This is a genomic window from Pantoea sp. R13S299 (assembly GCF_048515925.1).
GTDB lineage: Bacteria > Pseudomonadota > Gammaproteobacteria > Enterobacterales > Enterobacteriaceae > Pantoea.
On sequence record NZ_JBLYEF010000001.1, the window covers coordinates 2,127,420 to 2,148,955 of the forward strand.

The 21,536-nt window shown below is 53.5% G+C and carries 18 protein-coding genes and 1 pseudogene; 2 read left to right on the forward strand and 17 right to left on the reverse strand.

The annotated features are described in order from the left end of the window. Window positions 1-59 precede the first annotated feature (59 nt). Window positions 60-1,127, forward strand: a complete 1,068-nt coding sequence (locus ACN1CO_RS10180) for an acyltransferase family protein (protein WP_419138830.1) — start codon at window positions 60-62, stop codon at window positions 1,125-1,127. 19 nt (window positions 1,128-1,146) lie between these two features. Here ACN1CO_RS10180 and ACN1CO_RS10185 read toward each other — a convergent pair whose 3' ends face one another. Continuing rightward, a complete protein-coding gene (locus ACN1CO_RS10185) occupies window positions 1,147-3,720 on the reverse strand; it encodes a tail fiber domain-containing protein (RefSeq protein WP_419138831.1) in 2,574 nt (857 codons plus the stop codon). A gap of 174 nt (window positions 3,721-3,894) precedes the next feature. On the opposite strand from ACN1CO_RS10185, the gene ACN1CO_RS10190 reads away from it, so the two are divergent. Further along, window positions 3,895-4,155 carry a hypothetical protein gene (locus ACN1CO_RS10190; protein ID WP_419138832.1) on the forward strand — a complete coding sequence of 87 codons (261 nt, stop codon included), beginning with the start codon at window positions 3,895-3,897 and terminating at the stop codon, window positions 4,153-4,155. Window positions 4,156-4,411: 256 nt separating this feature from the next. Here ACN1CO_RS10190 and ACN1CO_RS10195 read toward each other — a convergent pair whose 3' ends face one another. The 16 genes and pseudogenes from ACN1CO_RS10195 to ACN1CO_RS10270 form a co-directional block, all read right to left on the reverse strand. Then, entirely contained in the window at window positions 4,412-7,177 is a 2,766-nt protein-coding gene (locus ACN1CO_RS10195; RefSeq protein ID WP_419138833.1) for a hypothetical protein, read from the reverse strand. Beyond that, window positions 7,177-9,063 carry a hypothetical protein gene (locus ACN1CO_RS10200; protein WP_419138834.1) on the reverse strand — a complete coding sequence of 629 codons (1,887 nt, stop codon included), beginning with the start codon at window positions 9,061-9,063 and terminating at the stop codon, window positions 7,177-7,179. Before ACN1CO_RS10200 ends, ACN1CO_RS10195 begins: the two co-directional genes overlap by 1 nt. After that, a complete protein-coding gene (locus ACN1CO_RS10205; protein ID WP_419138835.1) occupies window positions 9,063-11,573 on the reverse strand; it encodes a hypothetical protein in 2,511 nt (836 codons plus the stop codon). The genes ACN1CO_RS10200 and ACN1CO_RS10205 overlap by 1 nt, the downstream gene beginning before the upstream one ends. Window positions 11,574-11,585: 12 nt before the next feature. Further along, window positions 11,586-12,164, reverse strand: coding sequence for a virion core protein, T7 gp14 family (locus tag ACN1CO_RS10210; RefSeq protein ID WP_419138836.1), 579 nt, complete (start codon window positions 12,162-12,164; stop codon window positions 11,586-11,588). Then, window positions 12,149-12,628, reverse strand: coding sequence for a hypothetical protein (locus tag ACN1CO_RS10215; RefSeq protein ID WP_419139014.1), 480 nt, complete (start codon window positions 12,626-12,628; stop codon window positions 12,149-12,151). Before ACN1CO_RS10215 ends, ACN1CO_RS10210 begins: the two co-directional genes overlap by 16 nt. Beyond that, window positions 12,628-15,102, reverse strand: a complete 2,475-nt coding sequence (locus tag ACN1CO_RS10220; protein ID WP_419138837.1) for a hypothetical protein — start codon at window positions 15,100-15,102, stop codon at window positions 12,628-12,630. Before ACN1CO_RS10220 ends, ACN1CO_RS10215 begins: the two co-directional genes overlap by 1 nt. Beyond that, on the reverse strand, window positions 15,102-15,707 hold the full coding sequence (locus tag ACN1CO_RS10225) for a hypothetical protein (protein ID WP_419138838.1): 606 nt from the start codon (window positions 15,705-15,707) through the stop codon (window positions 15,102-15,104). Before ACN1CO_RS10225 ends, ACN1CO_RS10220 begins: the two co-directional genes overlap by 1 nt. After that, the gene (gene gp10, locus ACN1CO_RS10230; RefSeq protein ID WP_419138839.1) at window positions 15,707-16,033 is read right to left on the reverse strand and encodes a capsid staple protein; all 327 of its coding nucleotides are present in this window, start codon (window positions 16,031-16,033) and stop codon (window positions 15,707-15,709) included. Before gp10 ends, ACN1CO_RS10225 begins: the two co-directional genes overlap by 1 nt. A gap of 50 nt (window positions 16,034-16,083) precedes the next feature. Next, a complete protein-coding gene (locus ACN1CO_RS10235) occupies window positions 16,084-16,482 on the reverse strand; it encodes a hypothetical protein (RefSeq protein WP_419138840.1) in 399 nt (132 codons plus the stop codon). Between the two features lie 11 nt (window positions 16,483-16,493). Next, entirely contained in the window at window positions 16,494-16,931 is a 438-nt protein-coding gene (locus tag ACN1CO_RS10240) for a Bbp16 family capsid cement protein (protein ID WP_419138841.1), read from the reverse strand. A gap of 53 nt (window positions 16,932-16,984) precedes the next feature. Beyond that, window positions 16,985-17,971 carry a major capsid protein gene (locus tag ACN1CO_RS10245; RefSeq protein WP_307514663.1) on the reverse strand — a complete coding sequence of 329 codons (987 nt, stop codon included), beginning with the start codon at window positions 17,969-17,971 and terminating at the stop codon, window positions 16,985-16,987. Between the two features lie 11 nt (window positions 17,972-17,982). Further along, window positions 17,983-18,720: a peptidase gene (locus ACN1CO_RS10250; RefSeq protein WP_419138842.1), complete on the reverse strand. Its 738-nt coding sequence runs from the start codon at window positions 18,718-18,720 to the stop codon at window positions 17,983-17,985. An 8-nt stretch (window positions 18,721-18,728) separates the two neighbouring features. Next, window positions 18,729-19,178: a hypothetical protein gene (locus ACN1CO_RS10255; protein ID WP_313698173.1), complete on the reverse strand. Its 450-nt coding sequence runs from the start codon at window positions 19,176-19,178 to the stop codon at window positions 18,729-18,731. Beyond that, window positions 19,178-19,483 (reverse strand): hypothetical protein, encoded by a 306-nt coding sequence (locus tag ACN1CO_RS10260; protein WP_419138843.1) that lies wholly within the window; start codon window positions 19,481-19,483, stop codon window positions 19,178-19,180. The genes ACN1CO_RS10255 and ACN1CO_RS10260 overlap by 1 nt, the downstream gene beginning before the upstream one ends. Further along, window positions 19,480-21,141, reverse strand: a pseudogene (locus ACN1CO_RS10265) (portal protein). Before ACN1CO_RS10265 ends, ACN1CO_RS10260 begins: the two are co-directional and overlap by 4 nt. Before the next feature lie 17 nt (window positions 21,142-21,158). Further along, complete coding sequence (locus ACN1CO_RS10270) at window positions 21,159-21,365, reverse strand: hypothetical protein (RefSeq protein ID WP_110411124.1); 207 nt, start codon at window positions 21,363-21,365, stop codon at window positions 21,159-21,161. Window positions 21,366-21,536 lie beyond the last annotated feature (171 nt).

Sequence of the window (21,536 nt, forward strand, 5' to 3'; positions counted from 1 at the left end):
GCGCAATGTTAAGATTATCTAAAGATTTGAAACATAATTTTACTTTGCAGAGTAACTGAATGAAAAAGATAGAATTTGCTGATCAGCTACGCGGTATCGCATTTATTTCTGTTTTACTTGTTCACTGGTTTGGTACTTTCAGTCTTGATCGTCAGCTTGCATCCACGACTATCAACTCCGATGTAGCAAGCTATGGCATAGAGATGTTCTATCAGAAAATTGTCCCTGACTTCATCCCCGGCTTTGGGTTTGGCCCTTTTGGGGTTGGTATTTTCTTTGTCATAAGTGGATTCGTAATTCCATTCTCTTTGTTAAATAAAACAAAGCTTCAGTTTATAAAATCGAGGATGCTTAGGATCATGCCAACATATGTGGTGTGTACCCTGCTAAGCATCACCTTGATAAGTCTGTTAGGGAATAGCGCAGAAAAAAGCTACCTTTCACCAAAAGAAATAATTTCCAACCTCACGCTATTTCAGACTATTACTCTCGACCGTTCTGTTGACATGGTTAACTGGACTCTCGCAATAGAGATAAAATTTTATCTTATCTGCTCATTAATCAAAAAGCAGATTGAACGTGGTTCTATGACTGTTCTTATACTGGTTCCGCTGGTATCACTTTTCGTAAACCTATTTTCAATTAAATTGCCCGGAATGCTTCCAACAGAATTAATCTTCATCTCCTTCATGCTTTCAGGCGTAGCCATAAACCTTCTGTACCGTAACATGATAAAAAAAGAGCACTTTGTTTTGTATGCCTTTTATCTGATGTCAGTTACTACAGTTTCGTTTTATAACAGTCAGATAGCATCACAGGCATTTGATGAATCAATGAGTTGCACATATGCATTAATTTCTTTCCTTGTGGCTTACTCATTCAGAAGCAAAATAAAACCGAGTAAAATACTCCGGTTCATTTCTAAGATAAGCTATCCGCTGTATCTGATTCATGTGACGTTTGGTTTCACAGCTTTGAATATTTTGCTGGATAATGGCTTTAGCAAAGTTGCATCTTATTTGTTGGCAATAGCAATAGTCACTGTTTGCTCCTACCTCATACACATAACTATTGAAGCACGCACGATGAGCGTTTCATTCAGAGCAAAAACAGAGCGCGCCGCTTAAGCGCGCCCTTAATGAGATTTTAAAGGCTGGTCATCTTTCTGCGCATTAAGGCGCATTCCAGCGCCAGCGCTTCTTCATACCTCACGCCATAGCGGCTACCTGCCGCCTTGGCGGGTTCAATCATTCTCCCCTCACCATCATAAACAGCCTTTTTTTCCTCCCACTCATCGAAGCAAAGGATGCCATATCTGAAGGGATCAACGCCTTCCTTCTCAAATGACTCCTTGATTTGCTGGGCAACATAGCCGATGTGATACCTTGCTGAATCACCCTTATCTTCAACGTCCTGTTTATTCCGATAGGTTTTGTATTCAACATTCTCCCAGGCTCTGAGCACCTTCTCTTCGATGTCGGTAATATCCGTCTTTGTCTCTTCATCCGAGGTGACGATCGGGTTAGCTGATGTATAAATCTGACCTACCCTGTGGTCAGCAGTGCCATGAGGCTGATTGCCATCCCCAGCAGGTCTGAGGGTGCCATCACTCATAATTCCCCAGGTATCCTGCCACCCTCCAGCTCGGAACGTCTGCAGGAATGTATTGGAGCTCTCAGCTCCCTGGCTCCCGCCTGTCAGTCTCGACTGAATACGGAAGAATCCGCCCAGGCCATAGTTATAAAAACCGCCCAGGGTAAACGAAGCGCCTACACCAGCAGCAACCGGCCGGCGATCGAACAGCTGTTTTTCAGTGCCGATTTCCAGCAACTCATTCGTCGAATACGGCTGATCAGCACCATACGTTGGGTTGTTAACGGAGACCTTACTGGCAGCTAATGCAGTCATCTGCCATGGTGTCTGAACACCAGTAAAGTGAGGAGATGAGAGCCGTCCGGTAACCGTTCCGTCGCTGAATGCAACGCCTACTTTACCGCCTATAAATCTATCTCCGGTAGAAAGGTAGGTGCCTGTGGTTACATAAGCCCCAAAATTAACCCCGTTAAAGTTGCAGTTAAATGAGCTTATCTCAGGCTGGCCACCGCTCGTAATGATGTTCAACCCGATATTTTCAGAGTTGGTGAAGAACTCGTTAATGTGACTGAAACGGGATGTTCCGGTGAATGTGATGGCTGCAGTTTGCGTAAGGTCCGCACCACCGCCATTTATCTGGACGTTCCAGACACTATCAAAATGGAACCCGACCTTGTAACCATAATTAAAACACCCGATGAGCTGGGCCCAGTCGGCAACATTTCCGAGGTAAAAACCGGTGCCAGGTCTTTTCAGGTTTGCTTCTGAAATATTCGTCACATGAACTGTCAGGAACGGCCAGCCATGCACGCCAATGAATCGATCAATATCAGTGGCATATTCTAAATGCGGGCCGTTGTTACAGTCATATTTGAAGTTTTTAAATAAACGTCTTCCACAATGCGGGATAACAGGCTGGCTCATAAAGGGATAATCGAAACCCAGAACCAGCAGGTTTTCAAATGTACCGCCTGGCTCAGTGGTCTGAATAGCTGTTCCCGAATATTGAGCCAGGACAGTTGCAGCTGTGGCGTTGTCTACAACCGGCAACGATAAGCCGTCTTTAATGATTAGCAGGTTAAACAACGAAGCCGCGCGATCTGTGGTTATCGTCGCGCCGTTCTTCAGCCGCAACTGCGTACCGAAGTCATAGTATGACTGAGTGGTATTGGGCTTGGTTTGTTCCGGCGAAAGCAGTTCGCCCATGATGCTGACGTTCTGAGGCACGGTGATTGATCCAATGAGGTATTTAGCCCCAGATCGTAATCTTAGGGTGCCACCTGCTACACCAAAGGAATTGAGCGCCTTCTGGAAAGCAATAGTCGATTCCACCTGTGCAGTGGGATCAACATCATCGAAATCATGTATGTTTCTGAAATCCTGATTATGGTCGTGCTGCGTTCTTGCTTTCGCACCATCCCACGGTTGTTTCACGCCAATCAGCGCATCACCTTTATCAGGCTCATAACTGGCTAAGTCGATCATCACCTGGCTGGCATCACCCGTCCCCGGCACTACCGCGATAGGATCTCCTTTTGAGTTAAAGCCCAGAATGCGGTTTGCCCTTGCCTGTGCTTCAGGCACTGGCGAAACGAAGGCTTCTGGCACTCGCAGCGTTTTGTTGAGATTCAACTGGGCAACATTATCAGCATAGTTTTTAGTGACTGCATCCTGCGGCAGAGAAGGATCAGCCAGGTTTGAGATCCGGTTCAGTAGCGCGTCGTAATAATTCGCTATCCATGACGGTTTACGCAGCGCCAGGCCGAACAAAGACATGGTTCTCTGAATCAGCATTGTCAGATAGTCGAAAGCGTCTTCGTGTGTTTCAGCGAAAAACCGGCCCTGATTTCTTAAATCGGTTTCCTGGACAGCTGGAAGGTCACGGTCCAGTGAAATCAGCCATCCTTCTGCGAGCGGACTCTTTAATTCAACATTCCCTCCCGCGACAAAGCCAACCCCAGTGATAGTGTAATCAGTACCCAGTGTCAGAGTTTTTAGAACGCCCTCTGTATCAGACACAGTGACGACCATATGGCTACTTTTTAGAATGCGAAACCGAAAAGGGAAAACGGTAGTAGTGCCGTTACCCTCGTATTGTTCGTGGTTTACGACTGTTGATACGGTCATTGTGCTGGCTCCGGGTGTTTAAATTACCCTCAAGTTTACAGCATTCAATGCATAAATGAATAATTGGTAACTATCGTTTGCCGATTATGGGTTACAATTTTTTGTTACGTTTGAGGTCAAAAACTTGCGCAATTTACTGGATATATATACAGTCTAATCAGGAGGGCGAACGCGATGAAAAATGGCACTGAATATCATTACCCAAGCAGTGATGCATACACGGAAAATTTGTACAGTGATGAAGGTATTACGAAGCTTTCACAGGACTCTAAAATCATACGTTTACTGGAAGAACTGGAAAGAAAAGGGAACTGCGTAGGCGGAGCCCGAGATGAAGTGAACGCGCTTTTTAACTATGTCACAGCTACAAAGAAAGTTAAGTCAGACATGATTACTCACCTCGAATACATGAAGGCGTGCATCGAAAAAACGTGATAAGTATTACCTGCCCATCTGTTCGCCCGGACTAATTACTTTTCAGGTAATAACAAGCCCGCAATGCGGGCTCAGTTGTATCTTGAACAAAAAAGGATTGCCAGGAACACCACGATAAAGCAAATCGCGGCGGCTCCCTTATCGTTGATTATTTTCCTGTTTAGCAGCCATATGATCGCAGACCAGCAGCAAATCGCGGCCACAACGACAGCTGCAAACCAGCCGATAATCACGGCCAGCTTCATAATTATTTCCACTATTCCCCCACTGCTTTTGCCAAATCCGGAGCGCGTCGCGGCTCAGTATCTCCAGGGTTCCACCAGCTGCTAACATCAAACTGATTTTGTGCCCTGTCCCGTACCCTGTCGTTGTAGCCTGGGTTTGCCATCTCCTGAAGCTGTTGCAGGATGAGGTGATTCGTCACGGCTTTGGTATACCACAGGTTAGCGAATGGGGTAATCATCCTGGCGGTTTTGATGGCATCGGCACCGAATGACGTTTCTTCGCCCTGCATGGCTTTCTGTGGGTTGGTGATCAGCAGCTTCATCAGGGATTCAGCCAGGCCTAAGCTCGGGCCGCCCAGCGTCGCTGCAATACTGGAGCCATACTGAGTGTGATCCTGAAACAGGAAATCACCATAGATGCCGAAACCACCGCCTTTCAGCGTAGCACCCACCCATGCGCCGGGCTTCGTCATGTCGATCGGATCATTCCCTGACAACAGCGCATTAAGCTGGTTGGCGAACATGCCGGTAAGTGTTGTACCGCCGATATAAGCTGCGAGGAATTTAAGAGCCGGCACGCGGTCGAGATTTTGCGCACGGGTAACCATCTGCCGGAAGCCAGCGAACGGTGTGGTTTTGAAAAGCATGAAGCTCTTATACAGCTCGCCACCCTGATCCCGGGCGTAAGTATCAATGCCGGTGGCTGTAGTGATTGCCTGGGTCATTTCACCGTGGGTTACGCCCAGAAGCTTCTGCGCTGCCTCAGCGCGCGCATTGCGCACCATCCGGCTAACTGTCTGCTCAACTTCAGCATCGTAAGCCTGACGGAGGTTAGCGGCGCGGCTATCTGTCATCGCCCCAAGATTAGCCAGCGCCTCGTCAGCACCTGCGCGCACGCGCTCAATCTGTCCTGCCAGTATCTCCCTGACTTTCTCATCGGGTACCGCGTAGATAGCGTCCGGCGTCATACCCATGTGGCCGCTGGCGGTGAGCGGCTTTAGTTCGGCGGCGTTCATGATTGCCCAGTCTTCAGCACTCCAGCCCTTGGAGGACAGCAGCGCTTTATCAGAACCTTTCAGGGCGTCCAGGGTAGAATAGCGGCGGGTCAGTTCACCGATATTTTTATACATCAGCAGGCCGAATGCCGCTTTATTCGCCCGGTCCATCGCAATCAGCCCGGACCACTTCAGCGTTTTCTCAGCAAACCAGCCCGTGATCCCCCGGGTAAGGTCGAAGCCGCCCATCTTGGCGATCACTGCTGAGTGCGCATCAACCAGTAAACCCAGCTCGGCATTAGCACGCTTTGCATCGCCACTGAACAGGTTGCGTATTGTGGTGGCAGAGAGCCGCATACCGTTGCGATCAAAGCCAAGCGCCTGTGCTGCTGCGCGCATGACTGCCTGATCCGATGTCGCTGTGATGACACTGGACCCGAGCATTGCGGATGTCATGAGGTTACGCAGGCCGCCAACCGCCGATGAGAATACGCTGGTGCTGTTCACACCGTTCAGCCCGGCCATAGAGTCAAACATACGCTGGACCAGCTCGCGCTCTTTATTCATCTCAGCAATCGGGTGGCCTGCACCGTCAATTTTCACAGCGTTCTGGTAGACGCGATCGGCTATCAGCTTAAAGTTAGTGGCCGCGTCCGGGCCAAATGCTTTAACAACCCCCAGATCACGCGATGCCGACTGCAGATGGCCCATCATCACGCCGACTACTGGCTGCTGCGTGTACTTTTCCATATAGCCGAAGTGGCTTTCTGCATCCTTAAACGCCAGCACCCTGCTCTGCGTGCCACGGTTTTTCAGGCCACCGCTACCAGCGAAAGCACCGGGGTCGAGTTTCTGAGCGCCGTCCGTCGCCTTGGTTTCAAAAATGTACTCGAGCGCTTCCCGGTACTGCACATCATTCATCGGCGTGCCGTCCGGATTAACAAATTGCGACCGGTCCTGAGTATTGTAGATGTCATCCACCCATGCGCGTCGCGCCCAGTCGCCCGGTGGCATGCGCCCCGCCAGCCTTGCCTGTGTGCGTTCCGCCAGCGGCAGTGTGGCCAGCCATTCCTCACGCCCAGCAGCACGCACCAGATCAGCGTCATCAACATAAGGAAGATGCCAGTCATCGCGCAGGCCGATATCAAAGCCGCTGTCGTTCATTTCTTGCCGTGCACGCGAAGTTACATCTGACCAGATACTGGCGATCTTCTTCGCTGCCGGGTTGCCGGTGTCTTCACCGTAGATTTCCTTCAGCAGCTGTAACTGTGACGATTTCCCCACACGCTGATCAAACATATTGCGAAAGCGCTGCTCGCCCAGCGCCTGAGCCTGTTCGAAAAACTTCTGAACATCGGTGCCCGCCGCCGTCATTTCAGCACTGAGTTGGCGTGACCAGTCCTGAAAAGCCCCTGTCGCAAGTTCTTCCGCTGAGACCACATCGATCTCTTTGCCATCGGCCACGCGGCGCCCGGAGAAAATAAACTGCGTCAGATTTTTAGGTGTCTGCTCCGCCGCCGGAACGTTGCGGTTCAGCGTTTCAGTAACGTTATTAATGGCGATAGCATTCTGTGCCAGGCGCTGGCGCTTCTTAAACACGTCATGCACAACCCGGCGTGCCGCCAGATCAGCCGCCTGTTTATACGTGTCTGCGTCCGGAAACCCGCTCTTACCCCCTTTTGCATTCATGCGTGATACCTGACGCACCGAGTCACGGATCAGGTCTTCAATATTTTTCAGTTCAGACGCCAACGGCTGGCGGCCCAGCGTCTGGGTGATGGCATCAACACAGGCTTGTTTCATTATGGATTCCTCAGGAAGCAGGTTGCGGCCACGCTATAAACTTTCGATTCTTTCTGCACGGTGGCAATTTGATTATCAAGATCCGACAGCGCCTGCGCCAGGCTTACAGGTTCACCTGTATCGGGGTGTGCAATCATGATGTCTGCATTAGCCTGTGACATGTCACGCGCAACCATCAGGTCATAGCTGTTTGAGGATATCGACTCGCCCGTTACCGGGTCGGTGCTGATTTGTTCAGGCGCGGACGTTTCCGCTGAACGGCCACCAGCAAAGGCACTACCCTCCCGGACCGGAGGTATCAATGGTTCCGCTGGCTGTGGTGCGGTTTCGGCTATACCGTTTTCGCGGTACGCTTCGCTGATTGTTGCGCGCTGCGCCTCCCCGGTAGCTATTGCATCGGGCCGCGCAATCCCGTCCAGCCCCCGGATCTGAGTAGATACGTTCACCGGCTCGCCTGACATCAACTGGCGCGATGCCTGGTCCATCGCAGCAACATGGCTGTTGAGACTTTCATTGCCGGAGTGAACAACAGGAGACGATTCCAGATCGTAATAAAGCCCCTCGTTCATGACATGTGCCGCATCCACATCACTCGGCTTAATCTGTGCTTCTGGTACCAGGCCGCGCATGCTATCTGGGATCAACCCCTGATCAATACGGGAAAGGTCAGACCGTGCTTCATAGAACCGGCCGCCGGGACTGCTGTCCGCCAGCGTGGCGCCGCGCTGATCAATCTGCTCTTTCAGCAGGCCGATTCGTAAATCCAGTTCGTTCACCTGGGCGGTACGCTGCGCCCGCGCCTGTGACAGCGCTTTACCGCTGCCGCTCAATGGCGTGTTTTTTAATTCCTGAAGCTGATTGGTGGCCTGGTCGTGTTGGTACTGCAGGTCATGCACCTCCTGCGCGATCGCTTTTCGGTCACCCCGGCTGACAATCTGACCGGCTAATTCCTGCAGCTCTGCCACACGTGACTCATAGGTGACAGGTGCTGGTTCACCCGGTGCCGACGCATCGGTCTGATCAGTTGCATCCGCGGTTACGGATGGTTCCGCACTGATCGGCGAATCAACTTCAGCCGTCGGGCTGGCAGCTGGATCCGACGCAACGGGTGCAGGGTCTGCCAGCGGTGTATCAGCACGCTGCGCGGTCAGATGATGCACGCCGCCGAACGCGGCACCGAGCACGCCATCCACCAGCAGCGCCTGCTTATCCCAGACGCGATACTGCTTCGCCAGCTCGTCATAGCCATTTTCTTCCAGGGTCTCACCCAGGGCAAAGCGGTTAGCCGCGCCAAAACCGGTGTTGATCCCTATCCCCGACAGCAGACGGGTAGCCAGTCTGCCGCCGACGCCTGCAGGCAATGCCATACCCAGGGCATTCGCGCCTGCCTGCTCCAGCGCCAGGGTACCGGCAGTATATTCGTTGACACCTTTTCCCAGAAAGTCCTGACGTGTTGACTCGTAACTACTGCCAAATGCTACGGCACCACCTGCTACCGGGCCTGCTAATGCTGAGGCGGCAATAGCCGGGGCAAACGTCCCGAGGCCTTCCAGAATCTCTGCCGCCATACCTTGGCTGTTTGGTGCAGGCTTTACTGCATTGCGTGCATCATTCAGGGATTTCTGAACCGTCGAAAAGTTCTGGTCAACAATCTCATCCAGCTCAGGCAGATCACCGCGCAATGCGCTGTATGTTGGCGACAGTTTTGCCGTCTCCACCAGCGTCTGCCCCAGACCAATACTGCCTTCAGCAGCACCACGGAAAAATGCGGACCCGCTGCCAGCGTACCAGCGCGGATCGTAATCATCAGGCTGTGCCTGCTTGTTTGCAGCCTGATCGTCTGCCCAGGCCTGACCTTCTGGGGCCAGTGAAAATAAGTCAGACATTACTGAACCCTCACTGTGATTGGCGCGCCGCTTTTAGGATCGGTCGCCCAGCGGCCACTACCCGTAACAAGGCGGTACTGGCTGTCACCCACGTTGACCGGAACAAAGTTAGACTGGCTGGCCGGATTAAGCCCGGCGGATTTAAGTGCATCACCGGCGGCGGCGGTGTAGCGATCTTTGAACGTGCTTTTGTCCATGCCAAATGGCATCACAACGTCACCACCGTTGAACCCTTTGATCACACCACCTGTTGCCATCTGGATCGCTTTCTCTGCGATATCGCTGTCAACGGATTTGGTGTTTACGCCATCGCTATCACCACTGGTGTACGCCAGCCCGGCATAGGCAGATTTATAAATTGACCATGCCATCTGCCGCGCCTGCGGGTTATGAGAAAAGGCACTGCCGATTTCATCATCAAAGGTCTGCTTGAGCTTGTCATCTGCTGGCAGTTTGACCGCGCTGATCCCCGCATCCTTTTGCGCTTTGGTCGGGTTGATAAGCTGATCACCCTGAAGGATGGTCTTAGCGACTTCATATTTATTCATCGTCGGCTTATAGGCCACGAACTGGCTGTAAGGGATTGAAGGCGAGCGGTTGTTGTACTGGTTGTCATCCGTACCGAGAATGAGCGCAGAATAAGCCGTTGCGGCGCTGTCCGGCGCGATTGACGCTGCTACGCTGCGCAATGCCTGTGGCTGCAGGCCACGGCCAAACGACTGCAACAGACTGATTGACTGGTTAACATCGGTAGTGCCGCGCACGCGCTCGCTGATTGATGCCGCTTCCTCTTTCGACAGAATAGGCGCGTTGATGCCCAGCGATTTAAGCTGATCTGTAGCCGCGGTGCGGTTCTTAATTTCACTGGTGATATCAGCAGGATTGGTGCTGGCAATCGGCTTATATACGCCCATGTCCATTGCCGCCTGGTATGGGTTCGACTCCCTGAGACTAATCACCTGTTTAGCTGCAGCCTCGACATGATCAAAGGCATCCGCTCGACCGGCGAACCCTTCACCGGTACCCATCTGCGTTTTCAGGTCAGCGACGTAGGTGTTAATGCTGCTGCTGGGCATATTGCGGAAAGACCCAATGTACTGACCGGCGACACGCTGGTTTTCCAGATCGGCAAAGCGCTGGTTTCCTTCGCGGTAGCCATAAGCTGAAATCAGTTGTGCCTGACTCGGCGGATTCGGGTACTCGACGCCCTTCAGGTATGACGCTTTGGCATCGCTGATCACATCTGTCAGCTGCGCTTTAAGCTGAGTGCGTGCCTCACCCTGGAGTGATTTAGCCTGGCGCAGGTATGACGCCTGAGCCTGTGTGCTCGCTGCGTCAAATGCCACATTCCCGGTATAGCGCTTAGGGCTTTCCAGTGATGTTAGTCCCAACGCAGCGCGAAGGCCGGTATCCAGCTGACCATCGCTATAAGGAATGCTGCCGTTCTCATGCTTCACAATCCCGGCACTGAGCTTTTTCAGCACATTCAGGTCACTGAGGTTGAGCTGATCATCGGGTTTAACGCTGAGCTGTTCACACAGTGCCTTCACATAGGCCGTGGTGTTGTTGCCATCAGAAGCTGGTGCCCAGCGGTTGACTATCTCATTAACCGTATCGAAGCCTTTATCACCATACGCCAGCAGGTTTTTACCCAGCGCGCGGATACCGTGTTCAGGCGTGACGAATTTGGCAAACCGGCCATCACTGCCCGACTGACCCTCCCAGTTATTCTGTCCCGCTTCAATGTTGCCAGGGTTGTTGTTGCGCAGCCCGCGCGCGTCGCCGGTGCTGCCACTCACCCGCACCGCGCCGTCATAATCGCCCGGCTCGCCATTCGCGGCGATGAAGTCCATATAGTTCTGATTGGCAGCCGCCGACAGAGCACCATCAGCAGAACGCTCTTTCAGCTGGTTTTTGGCGTTGGCACGCTCCTCATCGCTCCAGCCATGTGCCTCAGCAAACTGGTCAATCGCGGTAAAGCCCTGCTTAACGGTTGAGGTAAACGCCTGCGGATCGTTGTACTGACCCTGAGCGGCTGTGACAGTCGATTCCTGCAGCGCTTTAAACTGGCCTTCCTCGTACTGCCGCACCTGTCCGATTTCATAGGTGCTGGCCTGCCGCTTGTACTGCTGACCGGCCTGGTTGATCTGCTGCATGAAATCACGGCGCATGCTTTCGGGTACCTGCTGCGCCAGTTCATCAGCCTTACCACGAATACTGTTCAGCACTGCCTCTGACTGCCCGACAGCGTTTTTACCCTGCTTCGTATACAGGCCAGAATCAGTGTTGTTGAACTGATCATCAGCAAATGACTGGAACTGAAGCACCGCATCCTGCGTCTGCGCAACGTTGGCTTTATGCTGCTCCTGAGCGAATATGCCAGCAATACGATTGCCTACCTCACCCAGCCCGGCACCGAACGTATCGGGGTTGGTCTGAACGCTGACCTGTGGCGCTGGCAGTCCCTGGTCAACTGTCTGGCGAGAATTGTACGTTGGTACCGTTGGCATGGTGATCAGTCCTTAAAATGTGAAGCTGTTGCTGCCGTATGACGAATTTTTCAGAGAACCAAACATGCTCCCTGAGTTGCCTGCCCCGCCTGCACTGCTGGCGCTGGATGCGGTAAGTGACGACCCGGCCAGCGAGTTGTAAGCACCATAGGCACCCAACGCGCCATTAAGCAGAGTCAATCCAGCCTGCTGGTTACCGAATGCTGTAGTTGCCTGCGCCTGAGAACGATTACCCGCCGACTGTGCCTGAAGCCCATATGCCTGGCGCTGTGCATTGTTCACTGTAGTCAGCGCATCGAGTTCGCCCATCTGCGCTGTATCACCGAAGATATCAACCGCCGTGCCGCCGCCGAGGTCAACGCCACTGGCAGCCAATGTCGCCGCCTGAGTTCCGGCCATTTGTTTTGCTCGCTGACGTTGCTGTGCAGCCTGTGCGTTACCGGCGTTAACCGCTGCATCAGCTGACTTCTCCTGAACATCGGCGTTGTAGTTCGCCAGCTTTGACTGATATTTTGAGTTTTGTCGCTGGCTGTAAGCTGACGCAGCAGCTGCCACGACCATCGCCACCCCTACTGCTACTGGTCCGCACATGATTTTTTCTCCATAGTGAAACGATGAAACAGCACGCCGTTCGGCCCGGCCGGGACGGGGTCGTAAAGGCGGAAACCCATCCAGTGAAGCCACTGCTTTGCGGCAACGTTTCTGGCATCTACATAATTCTCGAGACGCGGGAAGGTCTCAAGGATTCCAGCGAGTAATGGCCTGCTGTGCCGGATAAAAGCGCGGGAATATTTATTGAGCCTGTCAGAAGCAATCAGCCAGGGCGTACCCGATCCGGTCAGAATGCTGGCAGGTGTCACGCCGAAGATTGTCACCACTTCACCATTTGCCAGCCCTGCCCAGCAAAACGCGGAATGCTCTAAGCCGTAACTCAGAACCTGATCAGGGGTCATTGACCAGCCCGATTCGAACTCATCAATGTCAGCCTGGCGAACATGCGGCAGCAGTTCCTGTGCATGCTCAAGCGTGGCCGGGATAACCTGAACTACTGGCATCATCGTCCCCCTACGGAAATTGATGGGATAACAGCAAGAATGGAGAGCGGAAGCGGATCGCTCTGCCTGACGTAGATACGCCCCCCCTTACCCCAGTTGGCATCAATGGTGATATCAATGGTGCCGGTAGCGTCTTCAACCGGGCGGTCGTAAAATTCGTATTCACGCTGGGGGTATTCATACATGTTTTTGCCATCAGTGCCTGCCAGCACTCCACGGCTGGAGTTAACCAGCAGGCTTACCTGTGGAATGATGATTTTCTTATCCAGCAGGGTTTCCTGATTGGCAATATTGATGTCCAGCGTTTCAAATTCAGCAGTGATTGGCAGTCCCACATGAACAACTGCGCCGGGTGAGTCCAGCGTGATTGATCCGCCTGTGACGACTTTCTGCGTCTCAACATTGGCATCAGCCAGGATGCTGACTGTTTTCCCTTCTAGGTGATTCAGTCCGGAGAAAGCTTTACGCGCAAAGCGCCAGTCAGAAGTTGCTGATGACTGCAGGATGCCCGGAATATTCCGGCTTGCCTGAGCCACTATCTGATTCGCGCTACTGACTTCAAGAATGGTCATCCTGATAGATTTATCGATAACCTCACCGTCTTCCGTTTCGGCGTAAGGGAAATGGATTTCATCCCCAACGTTCGATGCGGAAAAATAAGCACCGCCTGAGACAGATACAGTGAAGGGGCCAGACCACACCCATGATCCGCTGGGGCTGGATATTGTCATCTGACGCGCGGAATCAGCGTTCCGTCCGTCATAGCTGAGTCCGCTGTCAACAAAAAACGCGTCGATGTCACTATTAAACTGGCGGGATGAAAGCCGCTCGATGTACCGCTTTACCTGCCCACCAACGGTCCGCTGCACGCTGAAATAAACAGCGTCTTCAGTGCCTTCACTGATGCTGCACGTTGATTCGAATTTCCCATCAGTAGGCTGAGGTGACCACGCAAAAACCTGCTGATCGCGCAGATAGGTTAGCGTCAGCAACATGCCATCGTTACGGATCACCCATGCAGCCGAATAAGGGACAACCGTGAATGACCAGTCCAGCAGCTGATAGCCCTGGAAAAGATGGTTAGCCAGAACGGTCAAATCGCTACCCTGGTATCCGTCTACATCAAATGAGTAGGCCAGATCGCGCACGATGCTGCCCTTTTCCTGAATGAACAGGGCGATGTTACTCACCGTAATAGGCGGCGTTGAGCTGGCACCATCAGAGCCCTGGGAGCTGAATGAGAATGAGCTGGGCGTAAGGACGTTGTTCTGGTCACCCTTGATCTGGAACTGGCCACCGGAGGTCAGCGCTACCAGCGAACCGACATCAATAAGGTGGCGGATTTCGTTCACCTGGCGCCCGGCGTAGGTGTAAGTGATGCGGTCATCGTCAGCAATAGGTGAGCTTTTGCCAAAGTCCTTGTAGTCACCTGAGCGGCTGGCCCAGATGGTTTGCGGATAGTTTGTCGAAGCTGCAAAGAACAGGCGCTGCTGATAATAAACAACGGTCCCCGGATAGCCATTAACGCTGTTCCAGGCAAAACGCGCCCATTTATATGAAGGCTTCCCACTGCCCACAACATTGGAAGGAATGCGGGATATTACTGAGGCTGTAGCAGTCAACCCATTGGCTGCAACTGTGGTGATCCGGCACAATCCATTTCCTGAATGCAAATACTCCCACTGCACCCCTGTGTCATCGGTGCCTGATCCGCCCCAGCCATCCCATGCCATCCCTTCAGTATGAGAAGGTCTTAACGTGCCGGTTTTTCCAGCGGTATTCGCTCGATAGTAATTGCTGTCCGCTCGACGGATGAGGCCCACAGTCACTGATTTGCTGGTTTCCCAGACGGAGACTGAATCTGTTGATGGCTGTTCAAGGTAGAATAGTTTCCCTGCCTGCTCCGCTGTGAATATAGGCGCACTCGCTGTTAGCGTGATGGTGCCCGTTTCGCCGCTGGCATAAACGGTTTTGCTTTCATCTACATTAATATCTTCAAAGGGACCATTTTTAGTCGAAACCTCCACCAGCGCCCAATTGTTGTGTGCATAGCGCTGCAACTCGCGTGGCGCATAGCTTTTATGGCAGATGGTCATCACATCAGCTGACTGGGTGAACTTCAGATCAAACAGATCGGCTTCGGTATAAGGCGTGGCAATTTCATAAACGGTATTGCTGCCGGTCAGCACCTGCCCGCCATCTTTGAAAACGCGCATGTAGAGATGCCCGAACTCCAGCGCGTAGGTTTGGACCGTAGAAAACTGAAACGGGATCAGGCGGCATTTGCGATCAGGGTATTTAGCTTCAGCAATAAAGCGGGTGCCGGGCCGGTTCTCGATGCCGCCATACTGACGAACGATGAAGTTACGGCAGCGACGCAGCGCCACGGCATACTTTGCCAGATCAACACGGCCATAAACGTTTGGTGAAATCTCACCGCCGGCGAACGACGGCTGAATCAGACTGTTAGGCATCAGCTCAACCTCGCGCTGGTAAATTCACTCAATGGCTCAACTGGCTCCTGGCTCTCATTCATGGACCGAGAACCGGCGCTTCGGATGATTTGTGAGTACATGGTCAGGCAGTTCTGAACGAGGTTAGGTGCAGATGCCAGCGGCATGCCTATTTCACTGGCCAGCTTCCATGAAAGAGCGCTGCGGAATATCGGGTCAAACATATTGGGGTCAGTAATATCGCTGACATAGCGAAGCCAGGCGTCGTCCTGATCGGTGTAGATCAGTCGTCCAGTTCCATCGCTGTCTGAACCAACCTGATACTCAATACGACAGCGCTCTGGTGGGTTACGCATGCCGGGCACCAGGATGTCTACAATACGCTGGCAATCCGTGGGGTATCGGTATGCATACTGCCAGTCATTTGGCGCGCTGCCGGTATCAGCCAGCGCGACACGCTTGATGGCAAAGTTCCAGTCGAAGTCTGCAAGCACCTCAAGGCGGGCAGACTCATAATGCAGGTCACATAACCCGGCCTCTTTGCTCTTTTCACTGAGGCTGTTGATCGTCCGGCTATTGCCGAGGCGGCTCAGCGCGATGTTGCAGATTTCGATAACGGAAGCCATCAGTCATCCTCCGATCCGTAAAGGGTGGCCGCGGCTGTTTTTGGCGGAGAAGCATCGGATGCTTCCATGCCAAAATCAGTGATCTGCAGATCGATATGGCTGTGAGATTCACCGCCTTCTGATTCCCGAGTGCTGACGCCGACGATTTTTGCCAGGCCACCAATAGCCATCATGTCGCCGACTTTTGGCAGTTCGGCACCCAGCTTTTTCAGCGCATCGCCATTCAGCGAGATGCGCAACCCCCATGGGTATTCGTCGCGGGTTTCTGTCTGACCGTTCTCACCTTCAACAGACTCGGTACCGGTTTTCATATTGACGACTTTCATTGGACACTCCTGAAAAGAAAGGGGCCATCCGGCCCCTTATTCATCGCCGGTCAGAGACCGAGTTCGCTGCGCTTCTCTGCAATCTTCTCGCGGAGAGTGTCAGCCTTCATCGCCGGGTGGGCTTTTTTCTGGAAGAGCTGTTCGTACTGCTCCTGAAGCTCTGCCAGATTTTCATTACCTTCACCGTTTCCGCCATTGCCGCCTTCAGGGCCGGGCTGATTGCTGTTTCCGCCAGCGGCTGGTGGGTTACCGGTGCCGTTAGGAATGGTGGTTGTAGCAGCTTCACCTTTGCGCTCTGCCTTCGCTTTCGCTGCTTTCGCTGCGTCATTGATTGGCTCCAGAGCGCTGCCAGGCTTGCCGTCATACTCGACTTCTGAACCTTCTGGCCACAGCTGGTTATGGATGTGGGAGAGGCGCAGAACGCGGTACTTTGCTTTTTCATCTGACATTTACGCGCCCCTTAACCAGTGATGCGTGAGCGGATCGGATACGGTGAGTTGTTATCCACATCCAGATTGATGCCAGCAGTAAACGCGCCAGCGGTGAGCGGGCCGGTGCCAACAACGTAGTTAACGCGCAGATAGCGCTGTACGCCCTGCGGTACCTTCTGTGACCAGACGCGCTTGCCAGATGTCAGGGCGCTAAGAGCCAGATCGCTGGTTGATGCCAGCGTGGTCCATGCGCTGTTGTCGGGGCTGGTCTGCAACTGGATGTTTACCGTTGCAGCGCCAGCGGCGGCTGCTGTGGTATTCACGTTCACGAACAGTTCCAGCGGATAGCCCACGCCGATATCACGGCGGTTGCCGTCGATTGGCCCGAGGTCAATCACATCAGTTGAAGCAGCAGACGCAGTAACCGCCTGTGCTTCGGAGAACATCAACAGTTTGTCGAGGATCATAATTCTCTCTCCATTTAGCGGGGCGTCATTGCCCCGCTGAGTTGGTCAGGGGGTTAAACGACGCGCGCTTCTGTTTCGAGAATCGCATCAACTTCACGGATCGGAATGCCGCGGAATGAAGTCCACCAGTCGCCTTCAGTTTCTTTTACAGTCAGAGCCAGAGAAGCCTTATCCAGAGACTGCAGATCAAGCGCTTGGCCAAGGGTCCGATTCATGTAGAACACCGGCTTACCCATGCCGCGGTTAGGGACGCGGTGCAGCGCTTTGATCATCAGGGTGACGATGTTGGCGGCAGAGCCAGGCACCGACAGATCGCTGACATCGATATTCGCGATGCGAACCACATAGCGCCAGTCACGCAGGGTCAGGCCGTTATCCCACTTATAGTGAGAGCGATAGCCCTGGTATTTGCCGCCGTTGGCGTCCTGGAGCGTTTGCTCGCCAAGATCCTGATGCTGCAGACCAGCTTTCTGGCCTTTGGGGAAGATGCCGTGAACGGTATTTTCACCCCAGACCACCAGCCAGATAGAGGTGTTGTCAGTACCGGTACCGCCAGCATCGATGATGTTCTGGCCGTTGCCAGCGGTTTTGCTGGAATAGCGAGAAGACAGGCCCATGAACTGCTGAGGGTTAACGCTGGTGTCGCCGTAAAACAGCGTCTGCGCCATCTGCTGATTCATCGCTTCAATAAACGCGCGGTCTTCAGAAAGGCGAAATTCAGACGTGTTACCGTTCAGGTCAGCCAGAGATTTATCGACTTCTGCATAAGCTTCCAGCATGCCGGCAGAGTCGGTGATCTGCACGGTGGTGGATTTGCTCGGCTGCACACCGTAGTTGAGCAAACGCCAGGTCGCCGTAGGTAAACCTGAGCGCACGGTAGTGCGGTGTCCGGTTGGAAGGTTGCCTTCAACAAACGGCATGTCTTCCAGAATCGGGTTAGTCTGGCCGAGAAGCTCAATGATTTTGTCGATCTTCCCGTTTGGATCCACGCGCTTACCCCAGTCAGCCAGCGTCAGCGCAGTTAAGCCTTTAACAGCCATAATTTATTTCCTCAGTTTTTGCCATACAGAACATCGGCCGCCGAACGCTGGCCTTTCTCATTTGACGTGACCAGACTGTCTTCCGACATGGCCGCGCCCACCTTTACAAACACGCGAATCAACTCGGGATGGTTGCCCATGCCGGTTGTTTCCAGGAACTCACGCAGCTGTGGCGTGGCGAATTTATCCATCGCCTGCTTTGCCCGCGTCAGGTTTCCATCAAACTTATCGCCGCCGATCTCGGCGTCGTCTTTTGCCGCTGTGCCCCAGTCGGCAATCTGCTTCTGCCAGGTATCAGCCTGCTGCTTCATCAGTTGTGGCATCACCTTGCTGCCGTAAAGGTCCACCAGCTTCTGCGCCTGCTCCTGCGACAGATTCAGTTCACGGGCAATGGGCTCAAACTGGGAGACTGCCTCCTTATCCAGTTCGCCACCTTCAGGCGCTTTGAATTCGTAGGCTTCCGGCGCGCCTTCAGGCTTCTTATCGCCATCTTTCTCACCGTCTTTGTTGTCGCCAGTTTTCTCAGCGTCCGGTTTTTCACCTTCTGCATTAGGCTTCTGGCCTGCGCCTTCTGGCTTTTCTTCACCAGGCTGCTGCTCCGTCTGAGTGCCTTCCTGACCCGCTGGCGCTGACTCATTGCCGGTGGTAGAAGCTGGTGCGCCAGCGTCGCCGCCAGTGGCTGGTGCTTCAGCTGCTGATGCCTCTGACTGATAGCGCGTGTGAAAAAGCATTTTGAATAAGGAGTTCATAGAGCCTCTTATGCGATCGTTAAGTTGGTCACTGCACCAGCAGAAACCGTGCTGGTAACCTTGCGATTGGTGGTGCCGATAGACAGCAGCGCGTTATTAGTTACCGGCACGCTGTTCTGAACCTGGCCGTTGATCAGCGGCGCGACTGTGGCATCAAGCTTCAGCACCAGCGCACCGTTGATAATCGAAATCCTGTGCGTGCCAGCCACTGCGACACCGGCGCTGTTCTGCACCGTGATAGCGTCACCATCGGTCAGCAGTTTCTGATTGGCCGCCAGCACCGAGCTGTCACCGATAACCATCGCCTGAAAGAAGTCGTAACCGCCCTGCGAGTTAGCAGAGTTACGGATCTGTACTGCGCCAAGCGGCTGGTAACCCTGTTTCAGCAGCGGCGGAAGCATCGTTTCCAGTTCGGCGATGGATGACGTGCGCACGAATTTGATATCGGTATACGGCATCAGGCTTTTTCCTCGTATTCTCTGGCTTCATTTGCCATGGTCAGATAGAGATCCGGGCAGTGCGTCATCACCTCGTTAAACAGGCGGAGTCCTTCACTGCGGCGTCCCTCATTGAAATTGGTGGCCGCGTTATCGCCAGTGAATGACAGCGCAAACACACCGGCATTACTGAGCAGCAGCCAGATCAGGCGGCGGCCCTGCACTGATGACATGACGTGCTTCAGGTCGTCGCGCTGGCGTTCTGCAGCCAGCTTCTGATTTTGCTCGGTGTCTTTCAGGCGCTGCTCATCATCGAAATCAGTCATTGCTGCATGCCTCCCGCAATGGCGCTGAGCGCGTTTGGCCCTTCCAGATTTGCCTGGCTGAGGTCTTTAGCACCGGCTACTGCTGCCTGTGCCATTTGCATTTGTTGCTGCTGCTGGATCTGCTCGGCACGCGCCTGGCGGATTTTCTGAACCTCCTCATCAGGCACGATGACAGACGGTGAAACGCCGATAGAGTCGCCGTAGCTGTCTATGATTTTGTCGATGTCCAGTTTGTCGAGCGCTTCAGGTTTGGCTTGCGCCATGCCGCCCACGAAGCCCACGAAGCGCTCCATGCTGTTGACGCCAATCGACTTCTGCGCCTGAGCCATGACGGAGATATATTCGATGCGCAGCGCGGTACCCTGGAGAACTTCGGGCGCCGGCGGGAGCATGCCTTTGCGCTGCATGATGGCGAACGCACGGTCAATCAGCGGATCAAGGAACTCATCGTTCAGGCGCTCAAGCACCGGCCCGAGCATCAGCAGTTTCTCTTCTCGCAGTTCGTTAACTGCTTCCACCGGCATGCTGCGGGTGTTGATGTTCTGGAGCATCAGGAACAGGTCAACGAAGTAGGAACTGCGGATAATGTCGCGGGTGTCCTGGATGTCGTTCAGCAGATCAGCCGTGTTCGGGTTGACCATGTAGAGCGGCTTCAGTCCGTCCTGACCGGTCAGCTGATCAACGTAGGTGACAGCGCCAGGCAGCTGTGAAACGCGCTGGCTCTTCAATGAAGAAGGCCCGACCATAGGCGGGTTAGTGGCTTTGTCGATCAACTGGCTTTTGCGCTTCTGCTCGAGCTGCAGCGCTTTGACCTGGCCCAGCGCCGTCATGCCTGGACAGTTGCTGCCATAGGCGTCTTCGCCGTTCACTTCCCAGCGTGGCGCCAGGATCGGAAACTCATCGAAGCCGGATTCACGCAGGATCTTGTCATCACCAGCTTTCTCAAAATAAACCGATTTGTAGCGCTTATTTTTGGCGTCCATCTTGCCGGTCTGGCGGTTCACGTTCGGGTAAACAGCATGGATAACGTCATGCCAGGCTTCCGTGGTCTGGGTAGCCCACTACCCTTTAACCGTTTCGCTCACGTTGTCCAGGCCGAACTGCTCCACCAGCTGGCGGGTAGTCATGCGGAATTCACGGAAAACCGTGTCAACACTCAGACGCGCGCTGTTCGACACGTAATAGCTGCCGATCGGGAATGGATAGGTGCGGATAATGTCTTCGTCATCTTCCAGTATCGCCATGGCGGCGGTGCCGTAGGTGCCGAGCTGTGCGTAGACAATGGGCAGCGATTGATAGAGGTTGGACTTATTGAACACCTCATTCATGCGGCGCTGCACATCTTCCAGCCATAACTTCACCGGGCCATAATCTTTCATTGCCGGATCTGAAACGGACAGCGTGAACCACGGGCGGGCTGGGCTGGTGATGCCCGACATCATGCCGCTGGACAGCGTGCGCTCTGCCAGGGTGCAGGTCGGATCAACAATGCTGGTATTGCGGCGGTTATCCCGGTTGGCATCAGAAACGAGAAAGCGACTGGAACGCGGGCTGATGTAATCAGACAGCTCGCGCCAGTGTGAATTAAATGTGGTCCGCTCATCGGTGAGCATTCCCAACTGTTTGTTTAATCGCTGCTTCAGCGTTTCTTCGGCCATGATTGCCCCGGTTCCTGTTACTGACCCAGCAGCGTTTTATTGCTGGTATTGGCCTTTGAAGTGTCACCCTGTGAACCAGTCAGCAGAGTGGAAGCACGTCCTGCAGCTGCGCGGCGGCGGCGCTCTTCATCGTCGCGGGCACTGACAACGGCGTCATCCTGCGCCTGTGGCGCGGCCTGAACTTCTGGGGCTGACGGTACGGAAGGTTTTGAACCCATGCACATGGCTGTAACTCCCTTGGATAATTACCAAAATTAAACCATATACGCATTATTTTGACCACTAATAAGCAAAAGCATTTGACAATAGTTACCATAATGGTAATAGTTAGGCCGTGGAGAGAGCTGACATCGACTCACAGTCCGGAGTACCGCAGCAGCATATTGGACTTAAAA